Source organism: Bradyrhizobium sp. USDA 372, assembly GCF_053629095.1.
Genome location: NZ_JBRJHR010000001.1, coordinates 6,751,796 through 6,771,458 on the forward strand (window position 1 = coordinate 6,751,796; position 19,663 = coordinate 6,771,458).

The window sequence follows — 19,663 nt, forward strand, 5'->3', positions numbered from 1 at the left end:
GGGTCAGTTGCATATGTCCGCCTCCACGTCACAAAGTCAGCGTATCGCCGTCGTCGGGCTCGGTTCGATGGGATTTGGCATGGCGACCTCGCTCAAGCGCGTCGGCCACGCCGTGACCGGCTGCGACGTCTCGGCGGATGCCGTCGCGCGCTTCGTGAAGGACGGCGGCGCGGGAGCCAAGACGCCGGCCGAAGCGGCCAAGGACGCCGATATCGTCGTCAGCGTCGTCGTCAATGCCGCGCAGACCGAGGCGATCCTGTTCGGCAAGGATGGCGCCGCCGAGACCATGCCGAAGGACAGCGTGTTCGTCTCCTCGGCGACCATGGACCCGGATGTGGCGCGGCGCCTGGCTAAGCAGCTGGAGGCGACCGGCCGGCATTATCTGGATGCGCCGATCTCCGGCGGAGCACAGCGCGCCGCGCAAGGCGAATTGACGATTCTTGCCTCCGGCAGCCCGGCCGCCTTTGCCAAAGCGCGGCCGGCGCTCGATGCCATGGCTGCCAAGCTCTACGAGCTCGGCGATGCCGCCGGGCAGGGCGCTGCGTTCAAGATGATCAATCAGCTGCTCGCCGGCGTTCACATCGCCGCCGCCAGCGAAGCGATTGCCTTCGCGGCCAAGCAGGGCCTCGACATCCGCAAGGTCTACGAGGTGATCACGGCCTCGGCCGGCAATTCCTGGATGTTCGAGAACCGCATGCCGCACGTACTCGACGGCGACTACACGCCGCGCAGCGCGGTGGAGATCTTCGTCAAGGATCTCGGCATCATCCAGGACATGGCGCGCAGCGCCCGATTCCCGGTGCCGGTCTCCGCCGCCGCGCTCCAGATGTTCCTGATGACGTCGGCCGCCGGCATGGGCCGGGACGATGACGCATCGGTGGCGCGGATGTATGCGCAGGTCACCGGCGTCAAGCTGCCCGGCGACAAGTAAGAGGATCTCCAATGCCGCGTTTCGCCGCCAATCTCTCGATGATGTTCACCGAGGTGCCGTTCCTCGACCGCTTCGACGCCGCTGCGCAAGCGGGCTTCACCGCGGTCGAGTTCCTGTTTCCCTACGAGCATCCCGCCGAGGCCGTCGGCGAACGGCTCAAGCGCAACGGCCTGACCCAGGCGCTGTTCAACATGCCGCCGGGCGACTGGAACGCCGGCGAGAAGGGCTTTGCCGCGCTGCCATCACGCTTCTCCGATCTCAAGGCGAGCCTGGAGACGGCTCTGCCTTATGCCAAGGCGACCGGCGTCAAGCGCTTGCACCTGATGGCCGGCATCGCCAACCGCAGCGAGCGCGCCGCGATCGAGGCCTTCTACAAATCGGTGGCCTGGGCTGCGGAATTCTTCGCGCCGCACGGCATCGACGTCGTGATCGAACCGATCAATGCGCGCAACGTGCCCGGCTACTTCCTCAACGATTTCGGCTTCGCGCGGGATCTGATCCAGGAACTGAGGCTTGCGAACCTGAAACTCCAGTTCGACATCTATCACTGCCAGATCATCCACGGCGACGTCACCATGCGGCTGCGCGAGATGATGCCGATCATCGGCCACATCCAGATCGCCAGCATTCCCTCGCGCAACGAGCCCGACGGCGAGGAGCTGAACTATCCGTTCCTGTTCGATGAGCTCGACCGGCTCGGCTATGCCGGCTTCGTCGGCTGCGAATACAATCCACGCGGCAAGACCACCGATGGCCTCGCCTGGTTCAAGCCCTATGCGGGAGTGAAGCCGTGACACTTGCATTGGGTTGCATCGCCGACGATTACACCGGCGCCTCCGACCTCGCCAACACGCTGACGCGCGCGGGCCTGCGCACCGTCCAGACCATCGGCATACCTGCCGACGATCTGGCGCTGCCCGAGGTCGATGCCGTCGTGGTGTCCTTGAAGAGCCGTTCGATCGAGGCCGGCCTTGCCGTGTCGCGCTCGCGCGCGGCGGACAAATGGCTGCGCGGCCGCGGCGCGGGCCACGTGCTGTTCAAGATCTGCTCGACCTTCGATTCCACCGATGCCGGCAATATCGGCCCCGTCATGGACGCGCTGCGTGCCGATTGCGGCGAGGGAGCCGTGCTGGTGACGCCGGCTTTTCCGGAGACCGGGCGCACCGTCTATCAGGGCAATTTGTTCGTCGGCGCCGTGCCGCTCAACGAGAGCCCGCTCAAGGACCATCCCCTCAACCCCATGCATGATTCCAACCTGGTGCGCGTGCTGGCGCGCCAGAGCAGGACGCAGATCGGCCTCGTCGATCTCGCCACCGTCACGCGCGGCGCGGAGGCCGTGCGGGCACGTTTGGCCGAGCTCGCCGCCAAGGGCATCGGTGCCGCGATCATCGACGCCGTGTTCGACCGCGACCTCGAGACCATCGGTCTCGTCGCCGCCGAACACCTTCTGTCGGTCGGCGCGTCCGGCATGGGCCTCGGGCTTGCGCGCGCGCTGGTGTCGACGGGCAAGGTGAAGTCGGCGCCGCCGAGCAGCGAAACCGGCGCTGCGGTCGGCGGACCGGCCGCATGTCTTGCCGGCAGCTGCTCGCAGGCGACGCTTCAGCAGATTGCCGTCGCCGAACGCATCATGCCGGTGCTCCATCTCGATCCCGAGCAGATCGTCGCGGGCGCCGGCGAAGCGCAGCGCGCGCTGGACTGGGCAAGGCCGCGGCTTGCGGAAGGTCCGGTGCTGATCGCTTCGAGCGCGACGCCGGAAGCCGTTGCCGCCGTACAGGCACGCCACGGCCGGGATGCCGCCGGCCACGCCATCGAGCAGGCCATGGCCGATATCGCCGAGGGCTTGGTTCAGGCCGGCGTCCGGCGCCTGGTCGTCGCCGGTGGCGAGACATCCGGCGCCGTGGTCGATCGGTTGAGGATTCCCGGATTTCTCGTAGGAGTGGAAATCGCTGCGGGAGTTCCGGTGCTGCGCGCGGTCGGCTCGGAAGGTGGCGACATGTTGCTAGCCCTGAAGTCCGGAAATTTCGGCGGCGCGGAGTTCTTCACGGATGCGCTTAGGCTCATGCGCTGAGCGCAGGGCGTTCTTAGCCGCCTGTTCACTTGTTTCGGGCTCCGTAACTCGCACGGAGTCGTCGCTGACACCTGCACGGGTGCTCTGCTGTCGGATGTCGGTGCTGCTCCCTTTGGTTGATTCGTAGAACTTCCGGGCGCGGCACCGCCGCCAGCACAAAGAGACTCCTATTATGCTCGCCACCATTTCCATCCGCGCCAAGATCATCAGTGTCGTGGCGTTCCTGCTGGTCGCGATGGCCGGCATGGGCCTGCTCGCCGTCATAAAGATGCGGTCGATGAACGCCAACACGGTCGACATCACGACGAGCTGGATGCCGAGCGTGCGGGTGCTGGGCGAGATCCGGGCCGCCGTCATCACCTACCGCAACGTGGTCCGCGAGCACATGCTGTCCGAGACGCTGGATGACAAGCTGGCGGCAGAGCAGACTGCGGCGACCGTCACGGAGATGCTGGCCAAGGCTCGAAAGAACTACGAGCCGATGATCACCTCGCCGGAAGAGCGGGCGCTCTATGGCGAATGGTCGAAGTTGTGGGCTGAGTACCAGAAGGGCGCCCAGGACGTCATGGAACTGTCGCGTATGGAGGCGGGCAAAGTTCCGCATGCGTCCCATGAGCTCAATACCAAGACCGTCAACAAGATCGGCCTGAAGTCCGACGAGGTCCTGCAGAAGGACATTGATCTCAACACCAAGGGCGGCAATCAGGCCGCCAGCGACGCCGCCGAGAGCTACTATCATGCGTTCATGCTGGTTTCGATCATTCTCGGCGCTGCCGTCGTCAGCGGCGTCGGCGTCGGCTTCTATCTCGTCCGTGACGTCTCCAGCGGCATCAACTCGATCACCCTGCCGATGCAGGCGCTGGGCCGGGGCGACCTCTCCGCCGAAGTCCCGCATCGCGGCGAGAGGACCGAGATCGGCGCTATGGCCGACGTGCTCCAGATCTTCAAGGAGGCGTTGATCGCCAAGAAGGCGGCCGACGAGGCCGCCGCAGCCGATGCCGAAGCCAAGATCGAGCGCGGCCGCCGCGTCGACAACATCACCCGCGAATTCGAAACGATGATCGGCGAGATCGTGCAGACGGTGTCGTCGGCCTCGAGCCAGTTAGAGGCCTCCGCCTCGACCCTGACCGCGACCGCCGACCGCTCGCAGCGGCTGGCGACCACGGTGGCCGGCGCTTCGGAGGAAGCCTCGACAAACGTGCAATCGGTGGCCTCCGCGACCGAGGAGATGGCCTCGTCGGTCGGCGAGATCAGCCGCCAGGTGCAGGAATCGGCGCGGATGGCGGGCGATGCCGTCGGTCAGGCCCGTGCCACCACCGAGCGCGTCAGCGAATTGTCCAAAGCCGCCGCGCGCATCGGCGACGTCGTCGAGCTGATCAATACCATCGCGGGCCAGACCAACCTGCTGGCGCTGAACGCTACGATCGAGGCGGCGCGCGCGGGCGAAGCCGGCCGCGGCTTTGCGGTGGTCGCTTCCGAGGTGAAGGCGCTCGCCGAGCAGACCGCGAAGGCGACCGGCGAGATCGGCCAGCAGATTTCCGGCATCCAGGCGGCGACCAATGATTCGGTCGGTGCGATCAAGGAGATCTCCTCGACGATCGAGCGCCTATCGGAGATCTCGTCCGCCATCGCCGCTGCGGTGGAAGAGCAGGGCGCCGCGACGCAGGAGATTGCGCGCAACGTGCAGCAGGCGGCGCAGGGAACCCAGCAGGTGTCGTCCAACATCACCGACGTGCAGCGCGGCGCGACCGAGACCGGCACGGCCTCATCGCAGGTGCTGTCCGCGGCGCAGATGCTGTCGAACGATTCGAGCCGGCTGAAGACCGAGGTCGGCAGGTTCCTGAGCTCGGTCCGCGCTGCCTGAGTCTCGACCGCGTCGGAAAAACAGGCGCCGAAGGGCTGAGATCTCGTAGGGTGGGCAAAGGCGCTCTTGCGCCGTGCCCTCCATTCTTTCCGGATCACACGAAGGTCGTGGGCACGCTTCGCTTTGCCTACCCTACGAGATCACGCCGCCCGCCACTCCGGCACGCCATCGGCTGCCATAGCGAACTCGCCGAGCGAGCCGACCGGGGTGCGGTCCATGTCGAGCAGATGCGCCAGCGTCGCGCCATCGCTCGGCGGAATCCGCGCCAGCGTGCGGCGATCGTCCTCTGTCCGCAGCATCACGACGCCGTGCTCGACGTCGCCGCCGCGGCCGTAGAGCACGGTAAAGCTCTCGACCTTGCCCTTGCCCGAAGCCTCGTTAACGAACTCCGGCACCGCGCGCTTGTTGCGGTCGGCCTCGTCCTGCACGCTCGTCTCCTGCGCCAGCGTCTCGCGCGGCGGCGTCTTCGACACCACCAGCGCGTGGTGCTTGGTGACGAAGCCGCCCTGGCCGTAGAGCAGGCCGAGCCTGGCGTCGTCGCGCACACGCCGCACCATCGCGCAGGCCGCATGCGTCATGTAGGTGTTGAGCGGCGCGCCGAAGAACGTGAGGCCGCCGGTCACGGTCGGCTGCACGTCGGGTCCCAAGCCCAGCGTCCGCCGCGCCATCTTGGGCACGCAGGGGAAGCAGCTGTAGAGCTCGATCGCGTCGAACCTGTTGCCGTCGCCGCCCGCGAGGTCCATCACGCTCTTGAGCACGGCGTTCTGCGGGTGGCTCTCGTAAAACTGGTCGCGCAGCAGATAGTCGCGCGGCTCTTCCGCCGAAGCACCGCCGAGCGGGTAGACCAGTTTGTCCTCGGCGACCCCGGCCGCCCGCGCCTTGGCGAGGCTGGTGAGCAGCAGCGCGCCGCCCATGTTGACGCTGGGGTTGGCCACCATCAGCTTGTTATAGGGCCAGGCGATCAGGCGGTTGTCCGCGGTCGGTGTCGTGATCTCCTCAGGCGCGTAACGCCGCTTCAGCCAGGCATTGGGGTTTTGCACGGCGGCTTCCGAATAGCGCGACCACAGCGTGCCTGATTCCGCCATCGCCTCGCGCGGCGTCTGGCCCCAATGCGCCGAGGAGGCCGCTTCGTAGAATGGATACACCGTGACGGGCAGAAACACGCCGAGCTTCACTGCCAAGGGCTTCTGGAAGGCCGCGCCGCGCTTGGGCTCCTCGACGTCATGGGCGAACGGCGTCCACGGCAGCTTGATGCCGGCGCGCTCCGCCTTGGTCGCGGTCGATTGCGCCTCCGCGCCGCAGATCGCCGCGACGCTGCACTCGCCGCGCGCGATACGCTTGGCCGCCTCGTGGATGTAGCGGATCGGGCTCTCGCCGCCGACCGGGCCGTAATAGCAATGCGCAGGCGAGATGCCGAGGCGCTGCGCCAAGAGCTGCTCCGGATCGCGATAGCGCCAGCTCAGGAAATTGACGATGTCGAGCGATTGCACCTCGCCGAGCAGCTTTGCACCGGAATCTTGTTCGGCGCGCCGCAGCGCCTGTTCGAGCAGGTCGAGCGGCTCGAGACCGTCGGTGATCTCCTTCGGGCGGTCGACGATCTCGCCGATGCCGACGATGACGGGGATGCGGTCTTCGGGATTCTTGTTCTTATCTGTCATGCTTCAATTCACGATGTCATTTGTTTCGTCTGCGAGCGCAGCGAAGCAATCCAGGATCTTTCCGCGGAGGCAGTCTGGATTGCTTCGCTGCGCTCGCAATGACGAGGTCGTGACTAGTCCGCCACCAGCGCATTCATGTGCTCGACGGCTTCGGCGAAATCTTGCTTGAACTCCTGTACCACGGCACCCGCCGATTTCACGCTGTCGATCAGGCCGACGCCCTGGCCGACGAAATAGCTGACGAGATCGCGCGCCCTCGCGTTGCCGCTTGCGGCGGCCCGGTCGATCGAATGGAAGGCGTCGCGGCTGATGATGCTTTGCAGCGGCATCGGCAGCGCGCCCGGGCTGTCCGGCGCGCGGTCCCAGGCATCGGTCCAGACCGAGCGGAGCTGCCGCGCCGGCTTGCCGGTGCGGCCCTTCGAGCGCACCGCATCGCGCGAGGAGGCCGCGATCATCTTCTCGCGAAAGATCTCCGTGGTCTCGGCCTCCACGGTCGCAAGCCACACCGAGCCGGTCCAGGCGCCGGCCGCGCCCATCGCCATGCAGGCCGCCATCTGCCGTCCCGTCATGATGCCGCCGGCCGCCAGCACCGGCACGTCGCGGATGGGCTTGATCGCCTTGATCACCTCCGGCACCAGCACCATGGTCGAGACCTCGCCGCAATGGCCGCCGGCCTCGGTGCCCTGCACCACGAGGATGTCGACCCCGGCCGCGACCTGGCGCAGCGCGTGCTCCTTGGCGCCGACGAGCGCTGCGACCGGCACGCCGTGCTTCTTGCCCATCTCGATCATCGCCTTCGGCGGCACGCCCAGCGCGTTGGCGATCAGGCGGATCGGATGATCGAAGGAGACCTCGAGCAGCTGAAGCGCGGTCTTGCCGTCGAACGGCTGCGGCTGGTTGTCCGCGACCTCGCTGCTGGTCAGCTCGATGTCGTACTTCTTCAGCAGATCGCGCGTGTAGTTGCGGTGCTCCTGCGGCACGCGCGCTTCCAGGCTCTTCCAGGTAACGTCCTTCTCGCCCGCGGTCGAGATGTTTTCCGGGATCAGCACGTCGATGCCGTAGGGCTTGCCGTCGACGTGATCGTCGATCCACTTCAGCTCACGCTCGAGCGTATCCGGCGTATGCACCGTCGCGCCCAATACACCAAACCCGCCGGCGCGGCTGACGGCGGCAACGACGTCGCGGCAATGGCTGAAGGCGAGCAGCGGGAAATCGATCCCCAGCATGTCGCAGATCGGCGATTTCATGGCTCTCTCCCGGCGGCAGGCTTCGCATTCTCGTTGCTTTCGCTGGCAAAGCAAAGTGACGCGAGCCGATCGATGACATGCCGGATTCGACGAGGCATCTTGTGTGTAGACGTCGCGCTTGATCCGGGGGCCGCAGGCCGCGGCGTCCTGAGTGGCGTCGTCATTCCGGGGCTCGGCAAGCGAGAATCCGGCCCCGGAATGACGGCGGGGAGGGGCTGCCATGACAAAACGCAGAGTTGTCCCGTCCGGCAATGCATTTCGGCGCCCTTGTCATCGGCCGTTTGCGGGCTAATTAATGCAGGCGCATCTTTTTGCCGGAGCCCCCGCATGACCGACGCCCCCTACGTGCCGCCTAAAGTCTGGACCTGGAACAAGGAGAACGGCGGTCAGTTCGCCAACATCAACCGACCCATTGCCGGCCCCACTCACGACAAGGAGCTGCCGGTCGGCAAGCATCCCCTTCAGCTCTACTCGCTGGCGACGCCGAACGGGGTGAAGGTCACCGTGATGCTGGAGGAGCTCCTCGCGCTCGGCCACAAGGGCGCCGAATACGACGCTTGGCTGATCAGGATCGGCAACGGCGACCAGTTCGGCAGCGGCTTCGTCGACATCAATCCGAATTCCAAGATCCCGGCGCTCATGGATCGCTCCGGCCCGGAGCCGATCCGGGTGTTCGAGTCAGGCTCGATCCTGTTCTACCTCGCCGAGAAGTTCGGCGCCTTCCTGCCGAAGGACATCAAGACCCGCACCGAGGCGATGTCCTGGCTGTTCTGGCAAATGGGCAGCGCGCCCTATCTCGGCGGCGGCTTCGGCCATTTCTACGCCTATGCCCCGACCAAGATCGAATACGCCATCGACCGTTTCGCCATGGAGACCAAGCGCCAGCTCGATGTGCTCGACCGGCGTCTCGCCGACAACGAATATCTCGCGGGCAAGGACTACACGATCGCCGACATCGCGGTGTGGCCCTGGTACGGCGCGCTCGCCAAGGGGCTGGTCTATGGCGCCGGCGAATTCTTGTCGGTGCAGGACTACAAGAACGTGCAGCGCTGGACCGACCAGATCGCCAAGCGTCGGGCCGTGAAGCGCGGCCGCATGGTCAACCGCGTCTCCGGCGATCCCGCCAGCCAGCTCCACGAGCGCCACGACGCGTCCGATTTCGAGACCAAGACGCAGGACAAGCTCGTGCCCGCGACGTAGGCGCTTCACCTCTCCCCGCTTGCGGGGAGAGGCCGAATTCGATCGAAGATCGAATTCGGGTGAGGGGGTACAGGTCCCTCGATCACCTCGCGTGTGGAGAGAGGCCCCTCACCCCGACCCTCTCCCCGTAAGAACGGGGAGAGGGGGAGGAGAGAGTCTTCACGCCATGCTCAGCTCATGGCGGCCCACCACCATCCAGTGCACCTCGTCCGGACCGTCGGCGAAGCGCAGGTGCCGCACGTCCTGATACATTTCGGCGAGCGGGGTCCAGTGCGAGATGCCGGTGGCGCCGTGCATCTGGATGGCCTGATCGATGATCCTGCAGGCGCGCTCGGGCACCATGGCCTTGACCATGGAGACCCAGACGCGGGCCTCCTTGTTGCCGAGCACGTCCATCGCCTTGGCGGCCTTCAGCACCATTAGCCGCATCGCCTCGATCTCGCAGCGCGCCTGCGCGATGATCTGCATGTTGCCGCCGAGATGGGCGATCTTCTTGCCGAAGGCCTCGCGGGTGAGGCCGCGCTGCACCATCAGGTCGAGCGCCTTCTCGGCCTTGCCGATGGTGCGCATGCAGTGATGGATGCGCCCCGGTCCGAGCCGGAGCTGCGAGATCTCGAAGCCGCGGCCTTCGCCGAGCAGGATGTTCTCCTTCGGCACCCGCACATTGTTGAAGCGCATATGCATGTGGCCGCGAGGGGCGTGGTCCTGGCCGAACACGTACATGGGACCGAGGACCTCGACACCGGGCGTGTCGCGCGGCACCAGGATCTGCGACTGCTGCTTGCTCGGTGCCGCGTCCGGATTGGTCTTCACCATCACGATGAGGATCTTGCAGCGGGGATCGCCGAGACCGGAGATGTAATACTTCTCGCCGTTGATCACCCATTCGTCGCCAACGAGCTTTGCGGTGGTCGAGATGTTCTTGGCGTCGGAGGAGGCGACGTTCGGCTCGGTCATGACATAGGCCGAGCGGATCTCGCCGTTGAGCAGCGGCTTCAGCCACGTCTCCTTCTGCTCCTTGGTGCCGACGCGCTCCAGCACCTCCATGTTGCCGGTGTCGGGCGCCGAGCAGTTCATGGTCTCGGAGGCCAGCGGACTCTTGCCGAGCTCGGCGGCGATATAGGCGTAGTCGAGATTCTTCAGGCCCTGGCCGGTCTCGTCATCCGGCAGGAAGAAGTTCCAGAGGCCTTCCTGCTTGGCCTTGTTCTTGGCCTTCTCCAGCACTTCGAGCTGCTTTGGCGTAAAACTCCAGCGATCTTCCTTGCTTTCGCCGGCCTTGGCGAACTCGATCGACATCGGCTCGACGGTGTCGCGGATGAACTTCTTGACGTGATCGTAGAGCGGCCGGACCTGGTCCGACATCCGCAGATCGTTGAGCTCGTCGCCGGGATTGAGCGTGTAGTTGGTGGTGCGGGGAATGTAGGTGTGTTTTGTCATTGGTCCTCCCGGGATCGCTGAGTTCAGTTTGGGCCGGAGAATAGACGCAGCGCCGCCAAAGCGCGAGCGCGCATTTTCACGCGCGGGCCATGCCATGCGATGGAATATCGCAGGGACGTTTGAAATGTTGTTTGAATGGGGAGGCGCGCTGGGCTGGAGCGCCGTCCGAGCCCAGGACTCCGTCATTGCGAGCGCAGCGAAGCAATCCAGAATCTTACCGCGGCGGCAGTCTGGATTGCTTCGTCGCAAAAGCTCCTCGCAATGACGAGGAGAGATCGGTCGGCCTCACGCCGGCATCCGATGCATCGCGCAGATCTTGTTGCCGTCGAGGTCGCGCAGATAGGCGAGATAGAGCTTAACCCCGGAGCCCTCGCGGATGCCCGGCGGATCCTCGATCGGCTTGCCGCCGGCCGCGACGCCCGCCGCGTGCCACGCATCGACCTGTTCCGGCGAATTGGCGGCAAAGCCGATCGTGGCGCCATTCGCGCATGTCGCCGGCTCGCCGTTGATCGGCTTCGACACCGAGAACACGCCGGTCTTGGTGATGTAGAAGATGCGATGGCCGTCGACCCTGGCCGGCCGCACCTCGAGCGTGCCGAGCAGCTTGTCGTAGAACGTCTTGGCTTTGTCGAGATCGTTGGTGCCGATCATCACGTGCGAGAACATTTGCCCATTCCCTTCTGCGCTGACAAAACGAGGAGCCGTAGGGTGGGCAAAGCGCAGCGTGCCCACCACGACATTCGAAAAATGCTTACGGTGGGCACGGCGCAAGAGCGCCTTTGCCCACCCTACGAAATCTCAAAACGCGGTATAGCCGCCGTCGATCACGAACGTGTCCGCGGTGTGATACGACGACGCCTTGCTCATCAGATACACCGCGATGCCGCCGAAATCTGACGCCTCGCCGAACCGCCGCATCGGAATCCGCGGCATCACGTTGGCGACGAACTTGTCGTTGGCCATGAGCCCTGCGGTCATGTCGCTCTTGATCCAGCCGGGCAGGATCGCATTGGCGGTGACGCCGTAACGCGCCAGTTCGACGCCGAGCGCGCGCACCAGCGCGTTGATGGCGGCCTTGGTCGCGGCATAATGCTCGTTGCGCGCGGTGCCGAAGATCGAGGCGAGGCTCGAGGTCGCAACGAGGCGGCCGAAGGGATCGCCTGCATTGGCGCGATCCGTCATGTGCTTCGCCGCGGCCTGGAAGGCGTGGAACACGCCGTCGAGATTGGTCGCGAACATCGTGCGCCATTCCTCCTCGGTGCGCTCGATGAAGGCGCGCCGGCCGCCGCCGCCGATGCCGGCATTGGCGAAGCAGCCATCGACCCGGCCGAAGGTGTCGAGCGTGGCCTTCATCGCTGAAGCGACCGAGGCCGGGTCGCTGACGTCGCAGACGCGGCTGTCGACCTTGCCCGAGAGGCCCGCCATGCTCGCGGCAGCGGCCTTGTTCTTGTCAGCATTGCGGCCCCAGATCGAGACGTTGCAGCCCTGGCCCGCGAGCGCCTGCGCGATGCCGAGGCCGATGCCGCCATTGCCACCGGTGATCACGGCCACGCGGCCGGAGAGGTCGAAAAGGTTCATGGCGCGTTTCCTGTATTTTGGTCTGCGGCCCATCAGCCGCTGCGCACAAGATTGCTTGCTATGCTCCGATCACCATGGACAAGACCGCGCCAAAAATCAAATATGCGCCCCGACAAAACCAAATTCCGGTCTGCGAAACTGACGCGGGCCGCAACTGACGAGGAAACCATGCAGTTCAAACACGTCACGCTCGACTTCGATGGCTCGGTCGCGATCCTCAAGCTCGACCATCAGGAGGTGATGAACGCGGTCTCCGTGGACATGCTGGGGGGCCTTGCCGAAGCGCTCGATACGATCGAGGAGAAGAAAGGCGAGGTGCGCTGCGTGGTGCTGACCGGCGCAGGGCGCGCGTTCTGCACCGGCGCCAATCTGCAGGGCCGCAACAACCAGTCGAAGAAGACCAAGGCCGGCCTGACGCTGGAGACCGGCTTTCATCCCTTCCTGCGCCGCATCCGCAATCTGCATTGCCCGATCATCACCGCGGTCAACGGCCCCGCCGCCGGCGCCGGCATGAGCTTCGCGCTGCTCGGCGACATGATTTTGTGCGCGCGCTCGTCCTATTTCCTGCAGGCCTTCCGCCGCATCGGCCTCGTGCCGGATTGCGGCTCAACCTGGCTCTTGCCGCGGCTCGTCGGACGCGCGCGCTCGATCGAATTGTCGCTGATGGGCGAGCGGCTGCCGGCCGAGAAGGCGCTGGAATGGGGCCTCGTCAACCGTGTCTACGATGACGGCGTGCTGATGGAGGAAGCGATGAAGCTGGCGCGCGATCTCGCCAGCGGGCCGACCGTCGCACTGTCCCTGATCCGCAAGCTCTATTGGGACAGCCCGGAAAACTCCTTCGAGGATCAGCTCAATCTGGAATTCCAGTGCCAGCTCCGCGCCGGCGACACCGAGGATTTCCGCGAGGGCGTCGGTGCGTTCCTCGAGAAGCGGCCCGCGCAGTTCAAGGGCAAATGATCGAGGCGGCGCTTTCACGCAGCGTCCAGCGCTGGTGCGAAGGGGCGACCGGCGTCACCTCTGCGGCAAAACTGTCCGGCGGCGCCAGCCAGGAAACTTGGCGCTTCGATATCGTGCATCCCGATGGTGTGATCGGCGCGATCCTGCGCCGCTCGCCAAAAGGCTATGGCGCGGCGCCGACGCGCGCTGCGGGTCTCGCCGCTGAAGCGCAGCTGATGCAGCTTGCTTATGAAGCCGGCGTGCCGTCGCCGCGCGTGATGCATGTGCTCACGCCCGAGGACGATCTCGGCACCGGCTTCATCATGCAAAGGGTCGAGGGCGAGACCATCGCGCGCAAGATTCTTCGCGATGAGGAGTTTGCTGCGGCGCGCCCCATTCTGGCGCGGCAGATCGGCGGAATTCTCGCAGGTCTCCATCGGCTGCCACACGACAAATTGCCTCAGCTGCGCAGCAGGGGCGCGACCCAGGAGATCGCCGAGTTCGAGCGCGACTATCGCAGCCTGAACTGGCCCAAGTCTGTGTTCGAGCTGGCGCTGCGCTGGCTGCGCGACCACGATCCCGGTCCCGCGGCCGAGACCACGCTGGTGCATGGCGATTTCCGCAACGGCAATCTCATCATCGGTCGGGATGGTGTCCGCGCCGTGCTCGACTGGGAGCTCGCCCATCTCGGCGACCCCATGGAGGACCTCGGCTGGGTCTGCGTCAACTCCTGGCGCTTCGGCGAGATCGACAAGCCCGTCGGCGGTTTTGGCACACGCGAGGAGCTGTTCGCCGGCTACGAGGCGGCAGGCCGAAAAGTCGATCCAGAGCGAGTCAAATTCTGGGAAGTGATGGGCACGCTGCGCTGGGGCATCATGTGCGGCGGCATGATGCAGCGCTTCCGCGAGGGTCCCGACCATTCCATGGAGCGCGCCATGATCGGCCGCCGCGCCAGCGAGACCGAGATCGATCTGTTGCGCCTCCTGGCGCCGCGCGGGAGCTGACACATGCAGGACGAGCCGACCCCGATCGAGCTGACCAAGTCGGTCGCCGATTTCCTCCGGAGCGACATCACGCCGCTGATCTCCGGCCACCAGGCCTTCAAGCTGCGCGTCGCCATCAACATCCTCGACCTCGTGACGCGGCAGCTGACGCGGGAGGCGGGGAGCGACGCGGAGGAGGTGGAGCGCCTGCGCGCGCTGCTCGGCATCGACGGCTCGGTCATGGAGCTCAACCGCGCGCTCGCCGATCGCATCGCCAAGGGCGAGGTCGATCTGGCAACCCCCGGTCTCGCCAATCATCTCTGGGCGACCACGATGGACAAGCTTGCGGTCGATCAGCCGAACTATGCGTCCTACAAGCGGGAGCTATCGCGAGGCGAGTAGGGCGCGATGCTCTCTTGCTGTCATTCCGGGGCGTCGCGAAGCGACGAGCCCGGAATCCATTCATCCACCGCCTCGGACCCTCGATGGATTCCGGGTTCGCGCCCAAGCGGGGCGCGCCCCGGAATGACCGCGCAGAGCGCGGTCACTTCCCCACCCATTTCGGCGGCCGCTTCTCGGAAAACGCCTTCGGGCCCTCGATGTAATCCTGCGAGGCGACCATCGCCTGCACGGCCGGGTAGTCGCGCTGCTCCGCGATGGCCTGCTCCAGCGACACGCCGAGCCCCTTCTGGATCGCCTGCTTCGAGGCCCGGATCGACATCGGCGAATTCTTGGCGATCGTCTCCGCCCAGCGCAGCGCAACCGTCAGCGCCTCGCCCTGCGGCACCACCTCGTTGACGAAGCCGAGCTCAAGACCTTCCTTGGCGCTGACATGGCGCGCGGTGAGGATCATGCCCATGGCGCGCTTCAGCCCGATCTGGCGCGGCAGCCGATGCAGGCCGCCGGCGAGCGCGGCTAGTCCAACGCGCGGCTCGGGCAGGGCGAAGGTTGCGTTCTCCGCGGCAATGATGAGGTCGCAGGCGAGCGCGATCTCGAAGCCGCCGCCCATGGCGACGCCGTTCACGGCGGCGATGATCGGCTTGTCGCAGTCGAAGCGTGAGGTGAGGCCGGCAAAGCCGCCCTTGTCCCAGCCGCGTTTTCCCCCCGCTGCCTGCCACTTCAAATCATTGCCGGCGCAGAACGCCTTGTCGCCGGCGCCGGTGACGACCGCGATCCACTGTTCGGGATCTCCGGAGAAATCGTCGAACACTTTCTGCAATTCGAAATGCGCGTCGGTGTGCAGCGCGTTGTAGACCTCGGGGCGCGACAGCGTCACGATCGTGATCGGCCCCTTGCGTTCCACCTTTGAGAATTTCAGCTCCATCGCGCGCTCCCGGATTTTCTTTCGAAGGAATATTGGCGCCATACTACCGTGCGGGTGCGTCTGAGCACCATCGAATTGCGCTGGTGCGCCTTGCGCCATCGTCACGTCTCGGCTTGCTTGACTTGCACGCGCTCTTCTCACCTTAATCGTGCCAAGCAAGAATGCGCCTAGCGCCTTAACGCAAAACGATAAAATCAATCCGGGAGAGAACCTGTGGATTTCTCATTGCCTGCCGATCTCGTCGCCTATCTCGGAGAGCTCGACCGTTTCATCGAGCGCGAGATCAAGCCGCTCGAACAAGCCGACGACAACATCCGCTTCTTCGACCACCGCCGCGAATGGGCGCGCACGGATTTCGAGAATGGCGGTCTGCCGCGCCACGAATGGGAGGCGCTGCTGCGCAAGGCCAAGGATCTTGCGGATGCCGCCGGGCATTTGCGCTTTCCGGTGCCGAAGCAATATGGCGGCAAGGACGGCTCCAACCTGTGGATGGCCGTGATCCGCGAGCACTTCGCCGCAAAGGGTCTCGGCCTGCACAACGACCTCCAGAACGAGCACTCCATTGTCGGCAACTTTCCCGTCGTCACCATGCTCGACCGCTACGGCCGCGACGACCAGAAGGCGATGATCGACGGCTCGATCAGGGGCAAGTACCGCATCACCTTCGGCCTGACCGAGCCGCATCACGGCTCGGACGCCACCCACATGGAGACGCGCGCGGTGCCCGCGACGCGCGACAACGTCAAGGGCTGGGTCATCAACGGCGAGAAGATGTGGACCACGGGCATGCATGTCGCCACCCACTGCGCGCTGTTCGCGCGCACCAGCGGCAATAACGGCGATGCCCGCGGCATCACCTGCTTCCTGGTGCCGGCGAAAAGCGCTGGCGTGAAGGTCGAGGAGTATATGTGGACCTTCAACATGCCGACCGACCATCCGCGCGTGAGCTTTACCGACGTGTTCGTGCCCGAAGATGCGCAGTTCGGCGAGGTCGGCCGCGGTCTATCCTTGGCGCAATGCTTCGTGCACCAGAACCGCATCCGTCAGGCCGCGAGCTCGCTCGGCGCCGCGGTCTACTGCATCAACGAGAGCGTGAAGTATGCACGCGAGCGAAAGCCGTTCGGTAAGGCGCTCGCCGAGAACCAGGCGATTCAATTCCCGCTGGTCGAGCTCGCCACGCAGGCCGAGATGCTACGCCTCTTGATCCGCAAGACCGCCTGGGAAATGGACCAGCTCAACGAGGAGCAGATCGAGCGCACACTGTCCGACCGCGTCTCGATGTGCAACTATTGGGCAAACCGTCTCTGCTGCGAATCCGCCGACCGCGCCATGCAGGTCCATGGCGGCATGGGCTATTCACGCCACAAGCCGTTCGAGCACATCTATCGCCATCACCGCCGTTATCGGATCACCGAAGGCAGCGAGGAGATCCAGATGCGGAAAGTGGCAGGGTTCCTGTTCGGCTATATGGGGCCGGGGAAGCGTTGACTGTTATTGCGAGCGCAGCGAAGCAATCCAGAGTCTTTCCGTGGAGACAGCCTGGATTGCTTCGTCGCAAGGGCTCCTCGCAATGACGGAGGAGAGAGATGCGCTCCTGTCTCCACACCGTCATTGCGAGCGCAGCGAAGCAATCCAGAGATGTCTCCGCGGAGAGATTATGGATTAATTAGTTCACCCGTCGATCCTTCCCCGCCCAATACGGCTCGCGCAGCTGCCGCCGCAGGATCTTGCCTGACGGATTCCGCGGCAGCGCCGGCAGGAACTCCACGCTCTTCGGCGTCTTGAACCCGGCGATGCGCGTCCGGGTGAAGTTGATGATGTCGGTGGCGGTCGCCTGTTTGCCGGGCTTCATCACCACGACCGCCTTCACCGCCTCGCCCCATTGCTCGTCGGGCACGCCGATCACGGCGGCTTCCGCGACGTCGGGATGGTCGCACAGCGCGCTCTCGACCTCGGCCGGGTAGATGTTCTCGCCGCCGGAGATGATCATGTCCTTGATGCGGTCGTGAATGTAGAGGTAGCCGTCCTCGTCCATGTAGCCGGCATCGCCAGTGCGCAGCCAGCCGTCGCCGCGCAGCGTCGCGGCGGTGGCTTCCGGCAGATTCCAATAGCCCGCCATGTTGGAGCCCGAGCGCGTCGCGATCTCGCCGACCTGGCGCGGCGGCAGCGGCTTGCCGTCGGCGTCGAGAATTGCGATTTCGACCCCCGGCAGCGCCTTGCCGGCCGAGCGCATCCGCTCCAGCCCCTCGACGTGGTCCTCCGGCGGCAGCGCGACGATGGTGCCTGTCGTCTCGGTCATGCCATACATCTGGACGAAGCCGCATTTGAAGACCTCGATGCATTCCTTCAGCAGTGCTGCGGGAATCGGCGAGGCGCCGTACAGCATGTATTTCAGCCGCGAGAAGTCGACCGTCCTGGCGCGCGGCTGCCGCACCACGAACTGCATCGCCGCCGGTACCATGAACAGCTTTGTGATGCCCGACTGCTCGAAGAAATCCAAAACCTTGGTCGGATCGAACTCGCGCGCGATCACGCCGCGAGCGCCGTGATAGAGACCCATCACGCCCCATCCGGAGCCGCCGATGTGGAAGATCGGCATCGCCACCAGCGAGACGTCGTCGGTCGACCACCGGTTCCATTCCGGCTTGTCCTCGGCGTTGCCGGTCTGCACCAGGTTGAGGAAGTTCGCGTGGCTCAGCATTGCGCCCTTCGGCTTGCCCGTGGTGCCCGAGGTGTAGAGCTGGATCGCGATGTCCTTGGTGTCGATCGGCACCTTGGGATCGTCGCCGCGCTGCGCATCGCGCCACGCCGTGAAATCTGGCCATTCCGGCACGCCGCCCTCGGCGGTGATGATGGTGCGCACGCCCGGTATCTGGTCCCTGATCTGGCGCACCTGTGTGATGAATTCGGGCCCGACGAACAAAACCGGCGCCTTGCAATCCGAAACGATGAAGGCGACCTCGGGCCCCGCGAGCCGCCAGTTCACCGGCGCCATCACCACGCGAGCCTTCATCGCACCCATCAAGAGCTCGAAATAGATGTCGCTGTTCTTGCCGAGATAGGCGATGCGATCGCCCTTCGTCACGCCCATTGCCAAGAGCGCGTTGGCGACCTTGTTGGTCTTGATGTCGAACTCGGCAAAGCTGGTGGTGCGGCGTTCGAACTCGTAGGCGATGGCGCTGCCGCGGCTCTTCGCACGCTCGCGCACCATGTCGGCGAGGTTCGCCAATGGCTGTGTGGACATGTTTCTCCCGTAGCTCTTGTTTTTATGCGGGGGAGTGTGGCGTCATCGGCGGATGAAGACAAGATGGCAGGAGAATGCCGCCGTCTCGTGTCCCGGACGCTGCGCAGCACGAAGTGATGCGCTGCTGAGCCGGGACCCAGCATGCTGCGACATGGGCCCCGGCTCTGCAGCGCACCACGCCGAAGGCGGCGCGCTGCGCCGCGTCCGGGGCACGAGAGAACATCACCCCCGCTTCGCGCGGTCCTTCTCGTTCTGCGCCATGATGCTCTCGCGCGCCGTTTTCCAGTCGTCGTCACTCCAGTCACGGAGCTGGTAGAAGTTGCCGCCCATCGCGAGCGCCTGGGCGCCATCCATGGCGATGGTCTCGCCGTTGATCCAGTCGCAGCCGCCGGAGATCAGGAACACGGCGACGTTCTGCAACTCCTCCATGGTGCCGACGCGGCCCATCGGGTTCATCGCCTTGGTGCGCGCGCCGGCCTCGTCGCCCGGCTTGATGCGCTTGCTCATGCCCTCGGTCGGGATCTCGCCCGGGGCGATGGTGTTGAGGCGGATGCCGTGTCGTCCCCATTCGGTGGCAAGCGACATCGTCATGGCGTGGATCGCCGACTTGCTCATTGCCGACGGCACCACGTAGGGCGAGCCGTTGCGCACCCAGGTCGTGGTGATCGAGACGACGTTGCCGGGCTGCTTCAAGGCGATCCAGCGCTTGCCGACCGCATGCGTCACGTAGAACGTGCCGTGCATGACGATGTTGGCGACCGCATCGAAGCCGCGCGGCGAGAGCTCCTCGGTGCGCGAGATGAAATTGCCGGCCGCATTGTTGACGAGATCGGTGAGGGGACCATCGCGGAAGATGGTCTCGATCATCTCCTCGACCGCGAGCGCGTTGCGGATGTCGACGCCGTGGCTGGTGACGCGGCCGCCGTAGCGATCCATCAGCTCGGTCGCGGTTTCGTCGCAGACGATCTTGCGTCGGCCGCAAATGTGCACCTCGGCGCCGAGCTGGAGGAAGCGCTCCGCCATCGATTTGCCGAGACCGGTGCCGCCGCCGGTCACGAGGATGCGCCGGCCGGCCAGAAGATTTTCCTTGAACATGGCTGTTTCCCCCGTAGGGATTGTCAGTTAATTGGTCGATTGACTAAATCCGGCCGCCGTCGTCCTGTAAAGCGGCACCGAACAAGAACAGGGGAGAA

Annotated in this window: 17 protein-coding genes; 9 read left to right on the forward strand and 8 right to left on the reverse strand. The window is 65.2% G+C overall.

The window, feature by feature from the left end; translation table 11 throughout:
* Nucleotides 1–13: 13 nt before the first annotated feature.
* The 4 genes from ltnD to AB7M16_RS31615 all read left to right on the forward strand — a co-directional run bounded on the left by ltnD (nt 14) and on the right by AB7M16_RS31615 (nt 4,863).
* Nucleotides 14–931 (forward strand): L-threonate dehydrogenase, encoded by a 918-nt coding sequence (gene ltnD, locus AB7M16_RS31600; protein ID WP_212259799.1) that lies wholly within the window; start codon nt 14–16, stop codon nt 929–931.
* A gap of 11 nt (nt 932–942) precedes the next feature.
* Nucleotides 943–1,725 (forward strand): 2-oxo-tetronate isomerase, encoded by a 783-nt coding sequence (gene otnI, locus AB7M16_RS31605; RefSeq protein WP_172784067.1) that lies wholly within the window; start codon nt 943–945, stop codon nt 1,723–1,725.
* Nucleotides 1,722–2,999: a 3-oxo-tetronate kinase gene (gene otnK / locus AB7M16_RS31610; protein WP_453946340.1), complete on the forward strand. Its 1,278-nt coding sequence runs from the start codon at nt 1,722–1,724 to the stop codon at nt 2,997–2,999. Before otnI ends, otnK begins: the two co-directional genes overlap by 4 nt.
* Before the next feature lie 172 nt (nt 3,000–3,171).
* On the forward strand, nt 3,172–4,863 hold the full coding sequence (locus AB7M16_RS31615; protein WP_453946342.1) for a methyl-accepting chemotaxis protein: 1,692 nt from the start codon (nt 3,172–3,174) through the stop codon (nt 4,861–4,863).
* A gap of 140 nt (nt 4,864–5,003) precedes the next feature.
* On the opposite strand, the gene AB7M16_RS31620 is transcribed toward AB7M16_RS31615, so the two are convergent.
* The gene (locus AB7M16_RS31620) at nt 5,004–6,521 is read right to left on the reverse strand and encodes an acetyl-CoA acetyltransferase (protein WP_453946343.1); all 1,518 of its coding nucleotides are present in this window, start codon (nt 6,519–6,521) and stop codon (nt 5,004–5,006) included.
* A gap of 113 nt (nt 6,522–6,634) precedes the next feature.
* Nucleotides 6,635–7,768 (reverse strand): nitronate monooxygenase, encoded by a 1,134-nt coding sequence (locus AB7M16_RS31625; protein WP_260382826.1) that lies wholly within the window; start codon nt 7,766–7,768, stop codon nt 6,635–6,637.
* 327 nt (nt 7,769–8,095) lie between these two features.
* Between AB7M16_RS31625 and yghU the strand changes: the two genes are divergently transcribed.
* Nucleotides 8,096–8,968, forward strand: coding sequence for a glutathione-dependent disulfide-bond oxidoreductase (gene yghU / locus AB7M16_RS31630; RefSeq protein ID WP_453946344.1), 873 nt, complete (start codon nt 8,096–8,098; stop codon nt 8,966–8,968).
* A gap of 159 nt (nt 8,969–9,127) precedes the next feature.
* On the opposite strand, the gene AB7M16_RS31635 is transcribed toward yghU, so the two are convergent.
* The 3 genes from AB7M16_RS31635 to AB7M16_RS31645 all read right to left on the reverse strand — a co-directional run bounded on the left by AB7M16_RS31635 (nt 9,128) and on the right by AB7M16_RS31645 (nt 11,983).
* The gene (locus tag AB7M16_RS31635; protein ID WP_172784073.1) at nt 9,128–10,405 is read right to left on the reverse strand and encodes an acyl-CoA dehydrogenase family protein; all 1,278 of its coding nucleotides are present in this window, start codon (nt 10,403–10,405) and stop codon (nt 9,128–9,130) included.
* Nucleotides 10,406–10,690: 285 nt separating this feature from the next.
* Complete coding sequence (locus AB7M16_RS31640; protein WP_271510784.1) at nt 10,691–11,071, reverse strand: VOC family protein; 381 nt, start codon at nt 11,069–11,071, stop codon at nt 10,691–10,693.
* Between the two features lie 132 nt (nt 11,072–11,203).
* The gene (locus AB7M16_RS31645; protein ID WP_172784075.1) at nt 11,204–11,983 is read right to left on the reverse strand and encodes an SDR family NAD(P)-dependent oxidoreductase; all 780 of its coding nucleotides are present in this window, start codon (nt 11,981–11,983) and stop codon (nt 11,204–11,206) included.
* 168 nt (nt 11,984–12,151) lie between these two features.
* On the opposite strand from AB7M16_RS31645, the gene AB7M16_RS31650 reads away from it, so the two are divergent.
* Genes AB7M16_RS31650 through AB7M16_RS31660 form a run of 3 tightly spaced genes read left to right on the forward strand, consistent with a single transcriptional unit; the run spans nt 12,152 to nt 14,304 of the window.
* Nucleotides 12,152–12,940, forward strand: coding sequence for an enoyl-CoA hydratase/isomerase (locus tag AB7M16_RS31650; RefSeq protein WP_260382829.1), 789 nt, complete (start codon nt 12,152–12,154; stop codon nt 12,938–12,940).
* A complete protein-coding gene (locus AB7M16_RS31655; RefSeq protein WP_453946346.1) occupies nt 12,937–13,923 on the forward strand; it encodes a phosphotransferase family protein in 987 nt (328 codons plus the stop codon). Before AB7M16_RS31650 ends, AB7M16_RS31655 begins: the two co-directional genes overlap by 4 nt.
* 3 nt (nt 13,924–13,926) lie before the next feature.
* Complete coding sequence (locus AB7M16_RS31660; protein ID WP_453946348.1) at nt 13,927–14,304, forward strand: DUF6285 domain-containing protein; 378 nt, start codon at nt 13,927–13,929, stop codon at nt 14,302–14,304.
* A 142-nt stretch (nt 14,305–14,446) separates the two neighbouring features.
* Here the strand turns inward: AB7M16_RS31660 and AB7M16_RS31665 are convergent, their stop codons facing one another.
* Complete coding sequence (locus AB7M16_RS31665) at nt 14,447–15,226, reverse strand: enoyl-CoA hydratase-related protein (RefSeq protein ID WP_453946349.1); 780 nt, start codon at nt 15,224–15,226, stop codon at nt 14,447–14,449.
* Between the two features lie 213 nt (nt 15,227–15,439).
* Here AB7M16_RS31665 and AB7M16_RS31670 point away from each other — a divergent pair, with 213 nt between their 5' ends.
* On the forward strand, nt 15,440–16,714 hold the full coding sequence (locus tag AB7M16_RS31670; RefSeq protein WP_453946350.1) for an acyl-CoA dehydrogenase family protein: 1,275 nt from the start codon (nt 15,440–15,442) through the stop codon (nt 16,712–16,714).
* 178 nt (nt 16,715–16,892) lie between these two features.
* Here AB7M16_RS31670 and AB7M16_RS31675 read toward each other — a convergent pair whose 3' ends face one another.
* Nucleotides 16,893–18,470 carry a fatty acid--CoA ligase gene (locus tag AB7M16_RS31675; RefSeq protein ID WP_453946352.1) on the reverse strand — a complete coding sequence of 526 codons (1,578 nt, stop codon included), beginning with the start codon at nt 18,468–18,470 and terminating at the stop codon, nt 16,893–16,895.
* Nucleotides 18,471–18,692: 222 nt separating this feature from the next.
* Nucleotides 18,693–19,565 (reverse strand): SDR family oxidoreductase, encoded by an 873-nt coding sequence (locus tag AB7M16_RS31680; RefSeq protein WP_453946353.1) that lies wholly within the window; start codon nt 19,563–19,565, stop codon nt 18,693–18,695.
* Nucleotides 19,566–19,663 lie beyond the last annotated feature (98 nt).